The organism is Eubacterium barkeri (assembly GCF_900107125.1).
GTDB classification, from domain to species: domain Bacteria; phylum Bacillota; class Clostridia; order Eubacteriales; family Eubacteriaceae; genus Eubacterium_O; species Eubacterium_O barkeri.
In genome coordinates, this window is the sequence record NZ_FNOU01000014.1 from 24,394 (window position 1) to 43,039 (window position 18,646).

Sequence of the window (18,646 nt, forward strand, 5' to 3'; positions counted from 1 at the left end):
TTAAACTATTTCCGCGGTGAACGCTTGACGTATTCTCCGAGGCCAGGGGCACCGACGAATTCGCCATCATCATACACCAGGTTGCCACGAACAAAGGTCTTTACCGGATAGCCATGGAGCTGCTTTCCTTCCCAGATGGTATGATCGCAGTCTGAATGCATGGACTCCACACTGATGGTAAAATCCTTATCCTTATCATAAATGACAATATCTGCATCCTTCCCCACGGTTAAGGAACCTTTGCTGTCACAGCCAAAAATCCGTGCGGGGTTAGTGGCGCAAAGTTCAACCACCCGCTCAAAGCTCAGCTTACCTGAACCAGCGGCATCAAGCATATAGGGATAGAGATTTTCAATCCCCGAGCAGCCGTTGGGAATCTTGGTGAAGTCATCCTTACCCCAATCCTTCTCGTAGCTTTGGAAGGGGCAGTGGTCCGTGGCCACAGTGTCAATCATGCCGTTTTGCAGGGCTGTCCACAGAGCATCCTGACTTTCCTGACCCTTGATGGGTGGGGAGCACACAAAGTTACGGCCGTCCTCACGCTTATACACATCACAGGTGAATTCCAGATACTGGGGACAGGTTTCCACAAAGACATCCGCCCCTTCTTCTTTTGCTGCAATGCAGGCCTCCAGGCCTTCCTTATCTGCCATATGGACAATATACAGCGGTGCTTCCAGGTGGCGTGCCCAATGAACGGCCCGCTTATCGGCTTCTGCCTCTACAAATTCCGGACGGCTGAGGTAATGATACCAGGGGCTGGTCTTCCCCTCTGCCAGGAAGTTCTCCACATTCATATCGATAAGATCCGGGTTTTCGGCATGGACGTTAATCATCGCACCCAACTCCTTAGCTCGAAGCATCAGCCGGGCCAAAGTGGCATCATCCACCATCATCCCTTCTTTTTTATAGACCAGGAAGCATTTAAAGCTGGTAATTCCCTGGGCCACAGCCTCTTCCATTTCTTCCAGAATCGCCCCATCATTTAAGTTGGTGATACAGCAGTGCATGGCATAATCCACACAAGCTTCCTTTTCCAGCATCTCCTTTTTGGAGTTCACTAAACCGATGATGGTATCTCCGGTCTTTTGTACCGGATAATCGAAGATGGTGGTTACGCCGCCACAGGCTGCTGCACGGGTTCCGGAAAAATAACTATCAGAAGAAACCGTCCCGCCAAAGGGCATTGCCAAATGGGTGTGGACATCCAGGGCTCCGGGCAGGACCAGCTTCCCTTCCACATCGTAGACCACAGTGGCATCATCTTCTGCCAAATTTTGGCCAATGGCTGCAATCTTGCCGTTTTTAACGGCAAGATCTGCTTTAACCATATCGGTGGTCGTCACGATGGTCCCATTTTTAATCAGCATATCATATTGTTTCATGGGTTAACCTCTTTTATTTGAATCTGTTTTATTATAACCGATTTAGAGATAATGTTCCTTTAATTTGATTTCGTGCTCGGCTTCGCCTTCCTTTAAGACCAGCTTACCTGGCAGGATACAATCCATCACAGGACAGACATTCAGGCACAGGTGACAGCCCACGCATTTATCATCCAGAATTTTTGGTACACGGGTCTCTTCGTCAAAGGTAATGGCTTGATGTCCACCGTCAAAGCAGGAAACATAGCAGCGGCCACAGCCCACACATTTGTCTTCATCAATAACCGGCAGGCTTTTGTAGGAACGGTCAAGATCATCTGCCCCAACAATGTTCGGCAGTGCCAGACCAACCATATCCTGGAGACGTTCGAAGCCATGGTCTTCCATAAAGTGGGAAAGGCCAGAAATCATATCCTCGACAATGCGGTAACCATACTGCATGATCGCAGTGGTGACCTGGAGGTTTTCACATCCCAGAAGGATAAAGTCCAGGCAGTCCCGCCAGGTTTCAATCCCACCCATACCGGTCATTGGTACATCCTTTAAGATGGGGTCGTGCTTCATATCAGAAATAAAGCGCAGGGCGATGGGCTTAACCGCAGCTCCGGAATAACCAGAAACCGAAGATTTTCCGTTCACTACAGGCATCCCGGTCATATTATCCACATCAATATTCGTGATGGATTTCACGGTATTAATGGCAGCAATTCCCTTGGCACCCCCTTCAATGGCGGCAATGGCAGGGATTTCCATATTCCCAATATTCGGTGTCATTTTAGCAATGACAGGAACATCGGTGGCCTTGGAAACGACCTCGCAATAATGCTTTACCAATTCAGGGTTTTGGCCAACATCTGAGCCCATGGTGGAGGAGGTCATCTGAGGACAGGAGAAGTTACATTCGATGAGATCCACCCCAGCCTTGGTGACTTCCTTGGCCAGGAATTCCCATTCTTCATCAGAACTCCCCATGATGGAAGCGACAATCACCTTATTGGGATAGTCTTCCTTTAAACGACGCATATATTCAAAGTTAAGTTCATTGGGCTTGTCGGAGGTCATTTCCATGTTCTTGAATCCGGTCCAAGGAGTCCCTTCCTTTGTGGCGATATCGAAACGGGGTGAACATTCATTGGGGATGAACACCGAGATGGACTTGTAATAAATCCCACCCCAGCCTGCTTCGAGTGCTTTTGCGCACATTTCATAGTTGCTGCCCACGGGAGATGAGGACAGGAAAAAGGGATTTTCACAATGTACTCCCATAAAGTCGATTGATAAATCTTTTGTTAATGCCATAATTTGTTCTCCTTCCTCTAATTATCCCAGGTAATTCACAATGTCAGCTGCAGCAGCCTTACCGTCGGCCACAGCCTCTACCACGGTTGCACCCTTGCCATCTTTCATATCTCCGCCAACGAAGACACCATCCCCAAAGGAGACCCCTTCAAAGGCAGCTTCCAGCTCTTGACCAATGGCAAAGACAACCATATCTGCCTTTAAAGTCATTTCAGATTCACCATCCCGGCCTGTAGCCTTGAGGAAGGTGACCTTGCCATCTTTCCCCAGGATTTCAGCAGGTGCAAACTGGGTGAACATCGGAATCCCCATACTCTGGACCAGTTTGACTTCTTCGATGTCTGCCGGTGCTTCTTCAATGGTTCTCCGATAAACGATGGCCGCATTCTTAGAGCCTAATTGCTTGGCTGTCGTCACACAGTCCATGGCCACATCTCCGCCGCCGATAACCAATACGTTTTCTGGTAATTCTGTCACCACACCTGTTCTAGCTTTTTCCAGGAAGTCAATGGCACCGACAACCCCGTCTAAATCTGTCCCAGGGAGGTCTACCATTTTCGCCTGCCACAGGCCGATGCCCATAAACACAGCATCATATTCTTTTTTAAGGGTTTCCAGCCGTGCCCCGTCGACGGTTTCGCCAAAGACGAAGTGCACACCGGTTTTTGCGATGGTTTCAATGTCGAAGTCCACCACTTCCTGGGATAAACGGGAGGGTACGATCCCATAGGACAACACACCGCCAGCCTTTTCCTTGGCTTCAAAGACGGTGACATCATAGCCTAATACCGATAGTTCTCTGGCACAGGTTAAGGAGGCAGGACCAGCCCCGACACAGGCCACTTTTTTGCCATTCTTTGCAGCCGGTGTTAAAAATTCCATGCCCTGTTCTTTTTCCTGTTCAACCAGGAAGCGTTGGATTTTCCCAATATTAATGGGCGTATCGATGCCACAGCGGCTGCAGGCTTCTTCACAAAGCTTGCCATAGGGGCAAACCTGGGCGCAGCTTCCAGCTAAGGCATTGTTTTCACGGATGGTTTCGGCCGCACCCTTTATATTTCTAAACCGCAGGGAGCGAATGAATTTACCAGGATCGGTACCTGCCGGGCAGCCCTTGCTGCACGGGGCATCATGGCACAGGAGGCAGCGGGAAGCTTCCTCCATGGCCCGGCGATAATCATAACCCTTTTCAATTTCTTGCGCATACGATTTTTTTAAAACATCACTCATATTGATACTATCCTTTCTCTCTCGCTCAATTTAAAATCAACTTTAATGGAATGCTAACCCTCAATATGTTCTGGCTCATCAGGGAGCACCTGGGCCAATACCCAATCTTCTTTTTCATCCTTTTTATGCATAAACCGCTTATAAATGTAGCGTCCGAGGTAATCACTTCCCAGACCAACCAAATTACCAAGCAGTAAGCAAATAACGAGCAGCTGCCAGTTTCCTCCCGTTGCAAAGGCAGAAAACCCACCCATGAACGTACATGGAACGACCCTGGTTAAATCGATGTGTGCCAGGAAACAGATCACCCAAGTAAAGAATCCTGTGCAAATGGCACTGAAAATCCATCCATTGGAGATCATCACACTTAAAGAAATGATGGTACAACCAATGAGTACCCCAGCGTAGTTACTACACATTGAACGAATAAAACCATTACGTCCACAACCCGCAGTAAAATACGAGGTACAACCCACAAATCCAACCCAACCCGCTATGAGTGTTGGGGCAATAATGCTGAAATATGTGCTGAACCCAGCCCAAATTCCACAAACAATGCCACTACCTAAGGCACTTGCCATAATGTAACCAAATCCCATAATACACCCTCCTTGATTTTTTCTGACTTGGTATAAATCTATTGTATTGTATCCATTGGGGTGCAAGTAAACCCTTAATTTTTCGTTTTAAGAATTTTTTTGACTATTTTTTAACGATATTTCCCCAACTCTCCTGCTACATAATTGTAATTTTCATGGAAATATCTGCTTAAATTGTTGTTTTTGTTCAATATTACAAACATTTGTCTTTTCAATAAAGACGACACCCCTTAAATTGATATTGATAGCCTTTTTCGAAAATCCCTTCCCATCCCTCCACCTACCCGAGTGTTTGATTTGAAATGCTGACACCCTCCCTTGAACCGCATCCATTTACAGTGATGCCATGTCGTAGTGGCGCGAAAAAAAGACCAATCCAGCGATCTCTGCTGGCTTGGCCTTCGCGTTTTACTTTTTCTCGACTGGCACAATGATTTTCGTCACGTGCTCTTCTTTATTATTAATGTCAATGGGGGAAATGATAAACTCCTCAGTGGCAGGTCCCACAACTTCATAGCCACCTTCCTCAATCCAACGTTTTAAACCGATATAGGTTTTAAAAATGGTGTCGTAATCCCCGACATGAATACCCGTCGCTGCTGTAAAGCCCCCATACTTGTGAATCTTTTTATGATTTCGTTCCCCAGGCTCCACCTGGATACTGAATTCCAAATCACAATCTGTGGCCAGTAGCTGGCCTAAAAGCTCGGTATAATAGGTTACGAAGATGGGACCACAAACCTTTAAGTTGTTTTCCCGGGCTTCTTCATTCACAGCAATCCATCGCTCGAGATTAACTTCTTCATTTTTATAGGATTCAATGACCTTCCGGTCTCCATAAAGATAGATTTCCGGGATATCCTGGAGCGCATAGCCATCCTGCCCCTCACCCTTTTGTCCTTCTAACAAAACGGTTCCTTTTTGAATCCTGGCAGCGAAAATCTCTGTTTCCTCGTGGATCTTTTGGAGCTCGGCAATCTCCCCAGCCAGCTGGTTAAGCTTGCTGTCAATCAATACCTTCAGCTCTGTCGCTGTATTTTCATCAACGATTTTCTTTATATCCTTAAGTCCTAAACCAATGAGGCGTAACTGACGTATGATAAACCCCGTTACCAATTGATTTGCGCTATAGTATCGATAATTACTTTTTTCTTTCCTGAGGCTCGGCACCAGTAACTTGATTTCATCATAATATCTTAGGGTCTGGATGGGTATTTTACAAATCTTTGCCGCTTGGCCGATGGAATAATACTTAACCTTTTCCATGGTTCTTCCTCCCCGCTTTCTTTAGATATTGTCAACTCATGCCTTTTCCAACCCTGTTATTCTATCATAACCGCCTCAATATTTCTCCCTTTTTTTTGATTTCATCCCCTTCTATTCGGGTTCGCACTTGCTTATGCATCAATGAGCTGATCCTGGAGCTTTCTTAGCTGAACCACCAGGCTATCGTGGTTCAGTTCCACATCCGCATAGGTGATGATTTCTCCAGCCGCCTTGGGCACAAGCAGCTTTGTCTGGGCATCCACCAGCCCCATGGGCAGTGCCCCCATGGCATCGGATTCTGTGGCCGCCATAATGGTCCCACGGATCGTATATCCCCCGATGCCATCAAAGATTTCACCCGGAACCAAATCCTTTTTAGCCACCGTCACGACCTCAGCCATGCGGCCGCAGCTGGGCACAATGGTGGGCTCATGATCGATCACGGCTTTAGCAATGGAGGATGGCGTTTCCACACTGGTTAAGTGGAAGGGGCGGTACAGGGCATAATTAGGCCCATCCCCCATTTCAATATATTTCAAAGTTGCCATAATATCCGGTTCATCGGTGCTGCAGATCACAAAGACCCCAGGGGCAACGCCGTTGATATATTCCACCACCCCATAGCGATTAAGGACACCGCCTTCGCTTTTCAGGCTGAGTACCTGGGGCAGATGCTTCGCATCACTCTCAGCACCATGGCCCCCCACCACATCCGGGATAAAACCCGTGGCGTTAGCCATGGCGGCCATTTCCACCATGGTTTTAGTACCATCTTTAAAGGCACAAATCATCCGTGGACTGGCGCCCTTAACCGCTGCAATTTCCTTAACGGATTCCGGGGTACAATCCAGAATAACCGGATTATTTTTTCCCTTCCCCACAACCCGGACCTCAAAACCTAAAGAATCGGCCAGATCAAAAAGCTCCATCACAGCGCCAGGCTCATCCCCAGCACTGCCCGTGTAAACCACGCCCGCATTCTGGGCCATTTTATAAAGGATATGACCAATACACACATCTGTCTCTACGTTGAGCATGACGATGTGCTTGCCGTGGTTGATGGCATCCATGGCAATTTTGGCCCCAGCTTCTGGAACGCCCGTGGCATCTACCGCACAATCCAGGATGGCACATTTGGTGGCCAATTCATCATTGAGGGTTCCCACAAATTTACCCTCCGCCAAAATGCGGTCCCCCTCTGCCACCGTATCCGCCAGCTCATAATCCTGGCCTTCCCGATAACCGGCCCGCTCAAAGGCTGCTTTAACAGCTTCCAGCTTATGGTCAACCACCACTGCCGGGCGCATGCCCTTCATCCTGGAAATCTGACCAACCAGGGTAATTCCCATTTGTCCCATCCCCACAATGCCAACCTGAATGGGATTTCCCTCAGTCTCACGTTTTCTCAGCTTATGACTGACATTAATCATTTTTTACCTCTCTTTTTTTCAAATGTAAAATTAAAAGATTGTTTTCTTAAATCTGTTTGTATTATACTGCATTTTGCACTAAAATTCGACCATTGTTATTTCCTTAACACGATGAATTAAGAAACCTCTCAGAACAAGTATAATCCGCCCCCTTCATTTATGCGTAAAAAAAGAACCACCGCGATGGTGGTTCCCTGGGCACGTCTTATTTTTTCTTTTCTTCCTGTTCCCATTCCTTATACACCCGGTAAGGCTTGGTAATCACCCGGTAGGGCAGGGATTTAATAAAGCCATTAAGATCCGCCTGCATTTCCTTGGTCATCCGTCCAGGCTTACTCATGACCCGGTCAACGAAGTCTTCTTTAAAATGGGCCTGAATATACTCTTGATTAATTTGAATGGCCATGCCGCACTCCCTACAGGTAATTCGATGAATTTGACCATCCCGATATTCGATTTTATGGTCTGTATCTTTATCACAATTCAAACAGAACAGATACGCATCCATGTTCGTCTTCGACATCATAATCTCCTAATTTGGGGACACATTGATTCCTAGCAAATCCTTCACAACAGTGGCGGCAATCAGTAATCCAGCCGCACCGGGTACAAAGCTCATACTTCCCGGGGGCGTTACCTTAACTGATGGCTCTTCCCGGGAATAGACGACCTTGACCTTTTTAATCCCCCGAAGCTTGAGCTCCCGACGCATCACCTTGGCCAAGGGACACACACTGGTTTTTTCAATCATCGCCACTTCAAAACGGCTTGGGTCCATCTTATTCCCTGTCCCCATGCAGGAAATCACAGGTGTCCCCTTCTGATGGCATGCTTCAATAATGGCCAGCTTAGCCGTCACCATATCCACCGCATCGATGGCGTAATCGTAATTCTCAAGACCAAAGGTCTGGATATTTTCCGGAAGGACGCAGGCGGAAATCGCCTGAACCGTCACTTCTGGATTAATTTCCCGGTATCGGGCTGTCGCGACAGCCACCTTTTCCTCTCCAATGGTGGTGTGTAAGGCAATAAGCTGCCGGTTGAGGTTCGTTTCATCCACCACATCCTTATCCACAAGGGTAATATGACCGACACCGGTTCGGACCAGGGCCTCGGCCACATAGGAGCCCACTCCACCGACACCAAAGAGGATCACCCGGGCGGACTGGAGGTGTTTTATTCCCTGGCTGCCAATGATTTTTTCGGTTCTTGCAAATTGGGTGATCATGGCAAAGCTACATGTGATCCGGAGCTTCTACCCCAAGAATACCCAGAACGTTTTTGAGGACCTGGCGGGTGGATAAAACCAGGGCCAGACGGGCTTTCATCAGCTCCACATCCTCTACCCGAACGCGGCAGGCGTTGTAGAAGGTGTGGAAGGCGGAGGCCAGATCAATGGCGTATCGGGTGATGCGGCTGGGGTCATTTTTATCCTCTGCCACGATGATGGCACCCGGCAGATCCGACAGTATTTCCATCAGATCCATTTCTTCCTTGGCCGTCAATAGGGTTAGGTTCGCTGAGGCCGCATCCGTCACATTCCCTTCCATTTGACGGAGAATGCTGCAAATCCGGGCATGGGCATACTGCACATAGAACACCGGGTTTTCATTGGATTCCTGAATGGCCAGATCTAAATCGAAATCAAAGTGGCTGTCCGGTGAGCGCAGATTAAAGAATACCCGGGCCGCGTCCACGCCAACCATATCTAACAGTTCGGTCAGGCCGATGGCTTTCCCCTTCCGCTTCGACATCCGCACCGGCTCACCATCCTTCACTAGGCGCACTAACTGCATAATAACAATGTGCAGACGGTCTGGATTGACCCCGGCGGCTTCCATGGCGGCCTTTAGTCTCGCAATGTGTCCGTGGTGGTCAGCCCCCCAGACATTGACACTGCGGTCAAATCCCCGGGTAATGAGCTTATTTAAATGGTAGGCAATATCCCCCATAAAGTAGGTGGGCAGACCGTTCTGACGGATGAGGACGTCGTCCTTCTCACAGCCATAATCCGTGGTTTTAAACCAAACAGCACCATCCTCTTCATAGACTGCCCCCCGATCCTTAAGGGTCTGAAGTGCTGCTTCTATTTCCCCATCGTCATACAGGCTCTGCTCAGAGAACCAGACATCGTAGTCCACCCCATAAGTATTCATATCCTCGTGCATTTTTTTAAGGTTTTTTTCCAGGGCGTATTCCACAAAGATAGCCCTGCGTTCGTCCTCCGGCATCTCTAAAAGCACCCGACAGGCCTCTGCACCGCCCTTGGCGTCGATATACTCCTCCATATGCACCTGGATATCCTTACCCTGGTAGCCATCCTCGGGGAAGGATATATCCTCCCCTAAAAGCTGTCTAAAGCGGACGTCCAGGGATTGTCCGAATTTTGCAATTTGATTCCCCGCATCATTAACATAGAATTCCCGGGTAACGTTATAGCCCGTCCAAGCGGCTATTTCTGCCAGAATATCACCAATGGCTCCCCCCCGGGCATTTCCCATGTGCATGGGTCCCGTGGGATTGGCCGAAACAAATTCAAGATTATAGGTTTTTCCGGCATGACCTTGGGTCTTCCCGTAATCCGCCTGCATTTCTTCGATTTCCAGTACCGTTTCATAGTGCCATTCTGGCTTCAGTTTGAAATTAATGAAGCCCGGACCGGCAATATCCACCTCTGCTACATAGGAATCATCAATATCCATATGGCGCAGAATGGCTTCGGCAATCAATTTCGGTGCTTTTCGGGCTAGCTTGGGAAGCTGCATGGCAATATTGGTGGAATACTCTCCATACTCCCGTTCCCGGGGAACCTCTAACTGAATTTCCGGTAATGCCTCTACATTAAAGTCTCCCGCTGCAACGGCCTGATCCACCGCCTTCTGGATGAGCCCTTTTATTTCTTCCTCAACCTTTTCTCTGATATACATCTTCTTGCAAATCCTCCATCTCTTCGCTTGTCTTAAAAGCAAGCACGAGCAGACTCACTGTCTGCCCGTGCTTATTTATCTTTATGAAACCGGACAACTACTGATTTCAATATTAATTCGATTGCTGGTATTCGAAATCCCCTTAATCTCCAAATCATAGTCAACTTTGACACTCACAGGAGCTTCCTGGTCATTGTAGACCACATCGATCTCCTTGGTGAAAATTCCCATGGAAATATCCCCATAGGGTGTGGAGTACATGGTGAGGTTGTGCTTACCTTGCTCAAATTCCATAATCGAGTTCACCGAGCCCAGGCGAATGACCGATACCTTATCACCATTCACCCGAACAGTGGTGGTGGTTCCACCCATGCCGGCCATTTCTGATTCCTCATAACTCAGGCACGTTGCCCCTTGTTCACGGTAATAGTCTCCTTCAGTCAGGAATACTGCATCATCACCTACAACATCTTCACTGCCATAATTGCCCTTGATGGACAGCCAAACCTTTTGTCGTTCTGGCATCATCTTACTCACCTCCTGTTCCTTTTGTTTAGCTAAGCGTATACTCCGTATCCCGCTTTCGCCCCGCTGAACAAATGATTTTTTCCACCAGTTCAGCGTAATCCATCCCCATATTTTCCCACATCTTGGGATACATACTGATATTCGTAAATCCGGGGAGGGTATTCACCTCGTTAATGATAATTTCTCCAGATTCCCGGGTTACAAAGAAATCCACCCGGCTTAAGCCCGAGCCATCGATGGCTTCAAAGGCAATGGCAGCATATTCCCGAACTTTGTTTAACAAAGCCTCAGAAATCGGTGCCGGGATAATCACTTCTGAATCCTGATCATCCGAATATTTTGCTTCATAATCGTAGAATTCCTTGGAGGCGACAACTTCACCGGGAATAGTGGTCTTAATGACCCCTCCATCCTCCAGCACTGCACATTCAATTTCCCGGCCATCAATAAAGGCTTCCACCAGAATTTTCTGGTCATAGCGCAGGGCTTCGATAATGCCTGCCACCAGCTCCTCATGGTTGTGGGCCTTGCTAATGCCAACACTGGAGCCCATGTTTACCGGTTTGACAAAGGCCGGATAGCCAAGCTTCTCTTCAATTTTGGTCAGGATGGCATCCTGGTTCTGATCCCATTGTCGTTTTTTAAAGCACACATAGGGTGTCACTGGGATTCCCGCTGATTCAAATAATATTTTAGAGACGACCTTGTCCATCCCCACTGAAGAGGCCAGGACACCGCAGCCTACGTAGGGCTTGCCCATCATTTCAAAGACACCCTGGATGGTGCCATCCTCTCCCATGGGGCCGTGGAGAATGGGGTAAAAAACATCGATTTCAGTGATTTCTGAATCATGAAACAGGGAAAATTCCTTTTTCAGGTTTTCGTCATCCTGTTCCCAGGAGCCATCTTTAATACGGCTGTAAGGCCCCTTATAAATCATCCACACCCCTTGCTTGGTAATGCCAATACAAGTGATGTCATATTTTGCTGTATTAATAACCTGTAGTACATTATAGGCTGATACCCGGGAAACCTCATGCTCTCCGGATTGACCGCCGAATACCACACCTAATTTTATTTTATTTTCCATAAACGCCTCCTGATTCAGTGGTTTTTCTGGTAAGCTCTCTTCAGTCATAACCGTGATGCCCTTTTCTTCAAGCAACGCCGCGGTGATTCCGCTCCCCTTGACCAAAGTCCCGGAAAAAGAACCGTCATAAATCTGCCCATAGCCACAGGATGGACTTTTTGCCTTTAAAACAGCCTTCTGGCACCCGTGTTTACGGGCCAGGGCCAAGGCATATTGGGCGCCCTCAACAAAGGGTAAAGTGCAATCTTCATTTTTAACATTATACACTTTTTGTCCATCACTTACCATCATTATTTCACATGGCAAGCGGGGTGTTGACAGACCCCCTGCCTGTTCTGGGCACACGGGAATCCCCCGTCCCTCCTGAACCCATTTGATGATCTGGGGATGGGGATTTGCCCGGCCATCATAGCGGCATGGCTGTCCAGCCAGACAGGCACTGACCAAAATTTTTTCACTCTTTTTCATCGAATCATCCATTTATGTATCATACCATAAAAAAGCAGATACCAACATAATTTGTCAGTATCTGCCATCATTTATTTGACCCTATAAATTAGTGCTGCCCCTGGGCTTAGCGGTCAAAGAAAATTGATTTGCCACTGGTTGAAAGGGGAATCCCCATAATCATGGTGACATCTGCTCCCAGGTATCCCAGGGATTTTGCTGCCATGCCAATGGAAAACATAATCCGATTATCGATGCGAGCATCCCCTGCCACAGATACCGCAGAACCGATGGCGATTCCCAGGTCCATAGGATCATACACACAGACCCCGTCTGCTTTTTGGCACTGGGCACAGTCCTCATAATGACAAAGCTGACAGGCTTCATTGAGCCCCCGTTTCCCTTCCCGGGTTCCGATGAGCACCACGGCTGCACTCAATTCGACATTTTTTCCATCCCGGATAAAGCTGGGTTTGTCCTGGGCTTCCCCCAATCGCATCATCTCTGCCACCAGCTCACCCTTTTCCGTATCGGTGATAACGGCAGTCTCAATATAATCGATGCCCCGGGCCTTGGGTGCAGTCCGGGCAGCAGCACACATGGCATTGGCAGTCATCATGACTGCGGCAGCTTCTGCTTTTTCAGATTTTACAATCATTTTATTTTCCTCTTATTTTGGGATATTGGCAGCGACGGCTTCCTGGAGCACCGAAAGCTTGGCTTCGGCATCGCCATGGGAGGTGCCTACCACAGAGTAGTAAATCTTAAGCTTTGGCTCGGTTCCAGAGGGACGCAGGGCATACCAGGAATTCTTATCAAAGACAAATTTCAGAACATTGGATTTAGGTAAATCAATCCGTGTTTTCACGCCGGTTTCCAAATCGATGCTTTCTCCCGTCTGGTAATCATTAAAGACCACCAGCCTTTCATCGGCAAAGCCATCAAAATGAGTCCCCCGGAATTGTTCCATAATGGTGTTAATCTTGACCTTACCTTCGATGCCCTCCAGGGTAATGGCCTGGACATTTTCCAGGAAGAAGCCATGCTGTGCGTATAAATCCTCTAAGGCTTCGTATAAGGTCATTCCCTTTTGCTTGTAGTAGTGGGCCATTTCACACACCAGGGCCGAGGCTAATACGGCATCCTTATCCCGGGCATAATCCCCGGCCAGGTAGCCGTAGCTTTCTTCATAGCCCATGACGAAGGTCTGTTCTCCACTTTCCTTCCACTCTGTCATTTTTTCCCCAATGTATTTAAATCCAGTGAGGACATCAACCACCGCAGCACCCTGGGCTCTGGCAATCACCCCGCCCATTTCACTGGTCACAATGGTTTTGATAACCGCCTTATTGTCCGGATAATCCCGGGTTTTAAGCATATAATCCACCAGCAGGGCCCCGGTTTGGTTGCCGGTGAAAACCACATAATCGCCATCGGATTTCCGACAGACCACCCCGACACGGTCACAGTCCGGGTCCGTCCCGATAATCACATCTGCACCATCTTTTTCCGCCATGGCGATGGCAATGTTAAAGACAGATTTTTCCTCGGGATTGGGGTAGGATACCGTTGGGAAATCCCCATCGGGCTGTTCCTGCTCTTTGACCACCACCACATTTTTGTAGCCGAGATCTGCCAGCACCCGACGCACAGGCACATTACCGCTGCCGTGGAGTGGGGTATAAATCACCTTTAAATCACTCCCGGGATTGGCATGGGCTACCCCCTCAACAGCGGCAGCAAAAGCATCATCCACCTCAGGCCCAACCGTAATAATATGTTCGTCATCAATGGCGGCAAGCTTCACCCCGAAATAATCCTCAATTTTAGAAATTTCTGCGACCACCCCATCAGCTACCTCCGCAGTAATCTGACCGCCGTCTGGGCCGTACACCTTATAGCCGTTATAAATCTTCGGATTATGGGACGCTGTTACAGCAATCCCCGCAGCAGTTTTTAAATGGCGCACGGTAAAGGACAGTACCGGCACCGGACGCAGGCTATCGAAGAGATACGCCACAATCCCATTGGCCGCCAATACTTGAGCCGCTACCTGGGCAAATTCCGGAGAAAAGTTCCTGGAATCATAGGCGATGGCCACACCCTTTTCGGCATTGGCGGGGTCTGCCGCCAGCAGATACTGGGCCAATCCCTGGGTCGCCCGGGCAACCACATAAATATTCATACGGTTGGTCCCCATTCCAATTTTTCCACGCATACCAGCGGTGCCAAAGGCTAAGTCCGTATAGAATCGATCCTCTAATTCTTTTTCATCCCGAATGACCGAGAGCTCCTTGTACATGTTGGCGTCCCATTGCATAAAATCCTTCCATGCCTGACAATTTGTCTGATAGTCCATTCTTCTCTCCTCCTTGGTGTAATTGCTTTTCGGTTTCATACATTATAACCCACTCCCTTTTTCGCCACAAGAGAAAAGCGCTTAAAGCTCCAAATTTTTAAGATATTCTCTGAATTTATCTTCTAATCCAGGGGTTCGCAGACCGTACTCCACGGTAGCTTCCAGAAATCCCAATTTATCCCCCACGTCGTAACGGCGTCCGGCAAAATCGTAGGCCATCATCTTTTCCCGCTTAGCCAGCTTTTTTAAGCCATCTGTCAGCTGGATTTCTCCACCGGCTCCCCGACCCGTATGCTCCAGAATTTCAAAGATCTCAGGGGAGATGATGTATCGGCCCAGGATAGCCAGGTTGGAGGGTGCTTCATCAATGGGAGGCTTTTCCACCAGATCTTCCACTTCATACACATAGTCCGACAGAGACTTTCCAGAAACAATCCCGTATTTATCCACCTGATCATCCGGAACCGTCTGCACCCCAATGACTGAAGCCTGATATTTATCATAGATATTAATCATTTGCTTTAACGCTGGGTTTTCTTCATTATAAACGATATCGTCCCCCAGGACCACAGCAAAGGGTTCATCCCCAACGAATTCCTTGGCACAGAGCACGGCATGTCCCAGACCCTTGGCTTCCCCCTGGCGTACCGTAAAGATATTGGCCATATTCGTAATGTTCTCCACCATACGCAGCTCGGCATCCTTTCCCTTCATCTTGAGATTGAATTCCAGCTCCGGTACATGGTCGAAGTGATTAATGATAATATCCTTATTCCGTCCGGTGATAATCAGAATATCTTCAATGCCGGATGCCACAATTTCCTCGATGATATACTGGATCGTCGGCTTATCCACAATGGGAAGAATTTCCTTCGGAACGGATTTTGTCACAGGCAGGAACCGAGTCCCTAAACCCGCTGCCGGTATAACGGCCTTGCGTACTTTCATGCTTTTCTCCTATCTTTTAATTATAATATTCCAATCCACAATGAGCGGCTCGGTCCTGATCAAAGGCATGGACCACGTCGATAAAAGTGGTCCCCTCCATGCGTTTCCCCAGGGAGGGCATGAGCAGACGCTCCATTCCCTTCCATCTCCCCAGAATAACCACAGCATCCACATCCTGGGTCGCCTCTTTAACGGACAGACAAAAGAGCAGATCATCCCGGATTCTAAACAAACGCCATTTTGCTTGATCTAAACCCTGGGGTGTGAAGAGCTGCAACTGGTACCCCGCTGCCGCCAGGGCCTGAATAACCACCAGAGCCGGAGCATCCCGAAGATCATCCGTATTGGCAATGGGTGCCATCCCCAGAACTGCAATCTTCTTTGCCTTTGACCGGCGAAGCTGCTTCTTAATCCGACTGATTGTAGCTCTTAAAATCCGCTTATGATCCCCTGACACAGATTCCAGGAGTCCCAGGGGTGCCTTTTTCTCCCCAGCCAGATGGCGAAGGGTTTCTATTTCCTGGGAAATACAACTTCCGCCATATCCTAAAGCCTCAGAAAAAGGATCATATCCCGTTTTTTCCTGCATCCTTACAATGGCCTTGATTCTCCGGGGATCACTTCCCCCCATCTGGCTCAGACGGGTAATCCCATCCCCATAAGTCTGCTTAATGGCCAACAGTCCGCTGTAGGCATAGGCCGAAAGTTCTGCTTCCTCAGGCATGCAGTGGGCAATACGCTTCTTCGCCCCGGAAAGGTGGTGGAGCATAGTGCCCAGGGCCTCAGGAATTTCCCCCGGACATCCCACTGGCATCACCGCAGTTCGTCCCATTGCCTCAAGCCAATTCCCCCGGGCGTATAAATCCGGCATAGACACCACCTGAATCCTAATGGCTTTATCCGCCTCGGCTAAGATAGCATCCACCATCCCTTGGATTGCGGCACAGCTGCCTGGGGGCACCACCGATTTAATAACCAGCACCCGATCCTCCACGGCTGTATTGGCCACCTGTCTGGCAATGGCCTCCACAAAACGCAGATTCGGCTGATGGTCCTCTCCGATGGGGACCATGGCACTGATAAAAATAACCGGACAGTTAAGAATCAGCCTCCGGGGATGGCTTACAAACACCAAAGTCTTCTGAGTTGTCAGTGCAGTGACCGCCTCGGACAGGCCGGGCTCTTCTCCCGGAAGCTCCCCCTCAAGGGCTCCACTCACCATTTCTTCATCCATATCCGTACACATCGCAGACACCCCAGCCCGGGCTAAGACTGCTCCCCAGGACAGACCCTCAACCGTCAGACCGATAACGCCCCCCACCATGGATGTTTTCTCTGTATTCTCCATTACCATACCCCCTTCAAGGCTTCGTACAATTCCCGCTCAGCGCCTTCACCAATACAGACATCAACCCCTGCATTTTCCATGCGGTCCATCCCCAGAGGTACGGTTACCGAGGCCAATATAATGGGTACAGATCGGCTGCCTGCATGTTTAAGCTTTCGGATACACTTCGCCACAGTTACCCCATCCATGAGAAACATCGCCTTTTCCAACACGATACCATCATATCGTCCTTCTTCTGAAGCTGAAAAGATCTCCACTGCCTTTAAGCCATTCGCGGCCTCATCCACCTGAATCCCCCAGGTTTCTGCCAGCGTGATGATATCTTTGCCTTCACCCCTGGGACCAATGCCATAGAGCAAATGCTTCCCTACAAAGGAAGCCGTATCCATGGGTTCCAGGGCCACCTCGGGCTCCGGTTCTTCTTCCAATTCTGTATCAAATGCTTCATCGAAAGCGATTTCAAATTCCCCTTCTTCCGGTGGTTCATCCTCAGTTTCCAGTCTTCCCACAGGTTCACGTTCCTGCTCCAGAATGAACGCCGGCTCATCTCCTGATGACAGTGCCTCCGCCAACACATCCCCGTCTGCCAACGGGGCTTCCTGTGCTGGCTTCTTTGTTTCTGTTTCTTCTAAAGCTTCCGTTTCCATCCCCTCTTCTGGTGGTGCTTCTAACCAGGGCGTTCCCAGAATATCTAAGATCCGCCTCAACGCCCCTTTCCCATCTTCTTCTGTTGCCAAGGCCTCCCGTGCCACATCACGGATTTGATCCAGCACCTCCGGTGCCGCTATACATTCATGTTTTTTAAAAAAATCTCGCCACTTCCCAGCCATTCTCTATTCTCCATTCACATTGCTGTTGGGTATTATTATACAATAAAAATTTGCAAATAGAAAGCCACCCTCCAGACCGGAGGATGGCTTTTCCAAGAAAACTTATTTTTTAAAAACAGAATTGGGTATTTCATCCGTTCCTACCGCAGAATCCAAAAGATGAATCAGCTCTAGCGCACTGCGAAAGGGGATTTTCTGCTGGGTTTGTGTCCATAGAACGGTTCCCTGCCAGGTGTTGTTTTGGGTGTTCAGGATTTCCAGGATAAAGGTCTGTCCGGCCTTTGTTTTGATGGTTGTCGTATTGTCCTGCATTCTTTTCCTCTTTACATCCAGGTTATTTGGCGGCTTCGATGGTGACGTTCCCCCAGCTGGTAATATTACCCGCGGTATCTTTAGTCGGAGTAAAATTATCGGACTGGATTAATTCAGCCTTTAAATTCATGCTAAAGGATTTTTCAGCCATTTCATTTCCCCAGGTTGTGGGGATGGTAACCGTATTAAAGATGGTTGCCGTATCCCCAGGTTTTAACACTGTATTGTAATAGAAATATCCGTCAGACCCTAAGACCCATCCAGGATTCAAGGTGATCCCCCCTTGAAATTCTGCAATCTGAGGTGCTGTTAAACCGGTGTATTCAATCTTCATCCGGGCGTAAGCATTTTGAGAATTCGAATCCAACGTGATGACGGGAACCTTGCTCAAGGTTTTACCAGGGGTAATGCTTGTATAATCCCGGCCACCATCTTCTCGCTTTGTTCCATCGGTGGACCCATCTTCTGTTAATGTCCCGGATACTTTACCTAAGGTAAAGACATTCTGCTTGGCATCGGTATCGGTAAAGTATGCTAAGGTGGCGCCAACAGCAATGATGGCAATCACGGCCAATGCTGAAATCAGTATGGCGGCTTTTTTTGTAGTTGTCATGGGGTTGCTCCTTCTTTAACAAAGGGATAGATTCA

At 48.5% G+C, this 18,646-nt stretch carries 18 protein-coding genes and 1 pseudogene; all 19 read right to left on the reverse strand.

Translation table 11 applies throughout. The annotated features are described in order from the left end of the window. Positions 1 to 5: 5 nt before the first annotated feature. The 19 genes and pseudogenes from hydA to BLU30_RS09080 all read right to left on the reverse strand — a co-directional run bounded on the left by hydA (position 6) and on the right by BLU30_RS09080 (position 18,611). The gene (hydA, locus tag BLU30_RS08995) at positions 6 to 1,385 is read right to left on the reverse strand and encodes a dihydropyrimidinase (protein ID WP_090245645.1); all 1,380 of its coding nucleotides are present in this window, start codon (positions 1,383 to 1,385) and stop codon (positions 6 to 8) included. Positions 1,386 to 1,427: 42 nt separating this feature from the next. Beyond that, positions 1,428 to 2,684, reverse strand: a complete 1,257-nt coding sequence (gene preA / locus BLU30_RS09000; protein WP_090245647.1) for an NAD-dependent dihydropyrimidine dehydrogenase subunit PreA — start codon at positions 2,682 to 2,684, stop codon at positions 1,428 to 1,430. Positions 2,685 to 2,705: 21 nt separating this feature from the next. After that, the gene (locus BLU30_RS09005) at positions 2,706 to 3,914 is read right to left on the reverse strand and encodes an FAD-dependent oxidoreductase (protein ID WP_090245649.1); all 1,209 of its coding nucleotides are present in this window, start codon (positions 3,912 to 3,914) and stop codon (positions 2,706 to 2,708) included. A gap of 53 nt (positions 3,915 to 3,967) precedes the next feature. Then, positions 3,968 to 4,513, reverse strand: coding sequence for a DUF1097 domain-containing protein (locus tag BLU30_RS09010; RefSeq protein ID WP_090245651.1), 546 nt, complete (start codon positions 4,511 to 4,513; stop codon positions 3,968 to 3,970). 408 nt (positions 4,514 to 4,921) lie between these two features. Continuing rightward, on the reverse strand, positions 4,922 to 5,779 hold the full coding sequence (locus tag BLU30_RS09015) for a MerR family transcriptional regulator (protein ID WP_090245653.1): 858 nt from the start codon (positions 5,777 to 5,779) through the stop codon (positions 4,922 to 4,924). A 131-nt stretch (positions 5,780 to 5,910) separates the two neighbouring features. Further along, complete coding sequence (locus BLU30_RS09020; RefSeq protein WP_090245655.1) at positions 5,911 to 7,209, reverse strand: NAD(P)H-dependent oxidoreductase; 1,299 nt, start codon at positions 7,207 to 7,209, stop codon at positions 5,911 to 5,913. A 205-nt stretch (positions 7,210 to 7,414) separates the two neighbouring features. Next, positions 7,415 to 7,732 carry a bh protein gene (locus BLU30_RS09025; protein ID WP_090245656.1) on the reverse strand — a complete coding sequence of 106 codons (318 nt, stop codon included), beginning with the start codon at positions 7,730 to 7,732 and terminating at the stop codon, positions 7,415 to 7,417. A gap of 9 nt (positions 7,733 to 7,741) precedes the next feature. Then, positions 7,742 to 8,437 (reverse strand): tRNA threonylcarbamoyladenosine dehydratase, encoded by a 696-nt coding sequence (locus tag BLU30_RS09030; RefSeq protein WP_090245657.1) that lies wholly within the window; start codon positions 8,435 to 8,437, stop codon positions 7,742 to 7,744. A 7-nt stretch (positions 8,438 to 8,444) separates the two neighbouring features. Continuing rightward, on the reverse strand, positions 8,445 to 10,136 hold the full coding sequence (argS, locus tag BLU30_RS09035; protein WP_090245658.1) for an arginine--tRNA ligase: 1,692 nt from the start codon (positions 10,134 to 10,136) through the stop codon (positions 8,445 to 8,447). An 81-nt stretch (positions 10,137 to 10,217) separates the two neighbouring features. Further along, positions 10,218 to 10,664, reverse strand: coding sequence for a YwiB family protein (locus BLU30_RS09040; protein WP_090245660.1), 447 nt, complete (start codon positions 10,662 to 10,664; stop codon positions 10,218 to 10,220). 25 nt (positions 10,665 to 10,689) lie between these two features. Then, entirely contained in the window at positions 10,690 to 11,754 is a 1,065-nt protein-coding gene (locus BLU30_RS09045; RefSeq protein WP_242873557.1) for a D-alanine--D-alanine ligase family protein, read from the reverse strand. Positions 11,755 to 11,802: 48 nt separating this feature from the next. Beyond that, positions 11,803 to 12,234: pseudogene (locus BLU30_RS14530) on the reverse strand (2-thiouracil desulfurase family protein); the annotation flags it as partial. A gap of 94 nt (positions 12,235 to 12,328) precedes the next feature. Then, positions 12,329 to 12,859 carry a ferredoxin domain-containing protein gene (locus BLU30_RS09050; protein ID WP_090245664.1) on the reverse strand — a complete coding sequence of 177 codons (531 nt, stop codon included), beginning with the start codon at positions 12,857 to 12,859 and terminating at the stop codon, positions 12,329 to 12,331. 12 nt (positions 12,860 to 12,871) lie between these two features. Then, entirely contained in the window at positions 12,872 to 14,560 is a 1,689-nt protein-coding gene (locus tag BLU30_RS09055; protein ID WP_090245666.1) for a phospho-sugar mutase, read from the reverse strand. An 81-nt stretch (positions 14,561 to 14,641) separates the two neighbouring features. Beyond that, positions 14,642 to 15,508 (reverse strand): UTP--glucose-1-phosphate uridylyltransferase GalU, encoded by an 867-nt coding sequence (gene galU / locus BLU30_RS09060; protein WP_090245668.1) that lies wholly within the window; start codon positions 15,506 to 15,508, stop codon positions 14,642 to 14,644. Between the two features lie 16 nt (positions 15,509 to 15,524). Next, positions 15,525 to 16,856 (reverse strand): UDP binding domain-containing protein, encoded by a 1,332-nt coding sequence (locus BLU30_RS09065; RefSeq protein ID WP_176770885.1) that lies wholly within the window; start codon positions 16,854 to 16,856, stop codon positions 15,525 to 15,527. Beyond that, the gene (locus BLU30_RS09070; protein ID WP_090245672.1) at positions 16,856 to 17,686 is read right to left on the reverse strand and encodes a response regulator; all 831 of its coding nucleotides are present in this window, start codon (positions 17,684 to 17,686) and stop codon (positions 16,856 to 16,858) included. The genes BLU30_RS09065 and BLU30_RS09070 overlap by 1 nt, the downstream gene beginning before the upstream one ends. A 102-nt stretch (positions 17,687 to 17,788) precedes the next feature. Beyond that, positions 17,789 to 17,998, reverse strand: a complete 210-nt coding sequence (locus BLU30_RS09075; RefSeq protein ID WP_090245674.1) for a hypothetical protein — start codon at positions 17,996 to 17,998, stop codon at positions 17,789 to 17,791. Positions 17,999 to 18,020: 22 nt separating this feature from the next. Further along, positions 18,021 to 18,611 (reverse strand): SipW-dependent-type signal peptide-containing protein, encoded by a 591-nt coding sequence (locus tag BLU30_RS09080; protein ID WP_090245676.1) that lies wholly within the window; start codon positions 18,609 to 18,611, stop codon positions 18,021 to 18,023. Positions 18,612 to 18,646 lie beyond the last annotated feature (35 nt).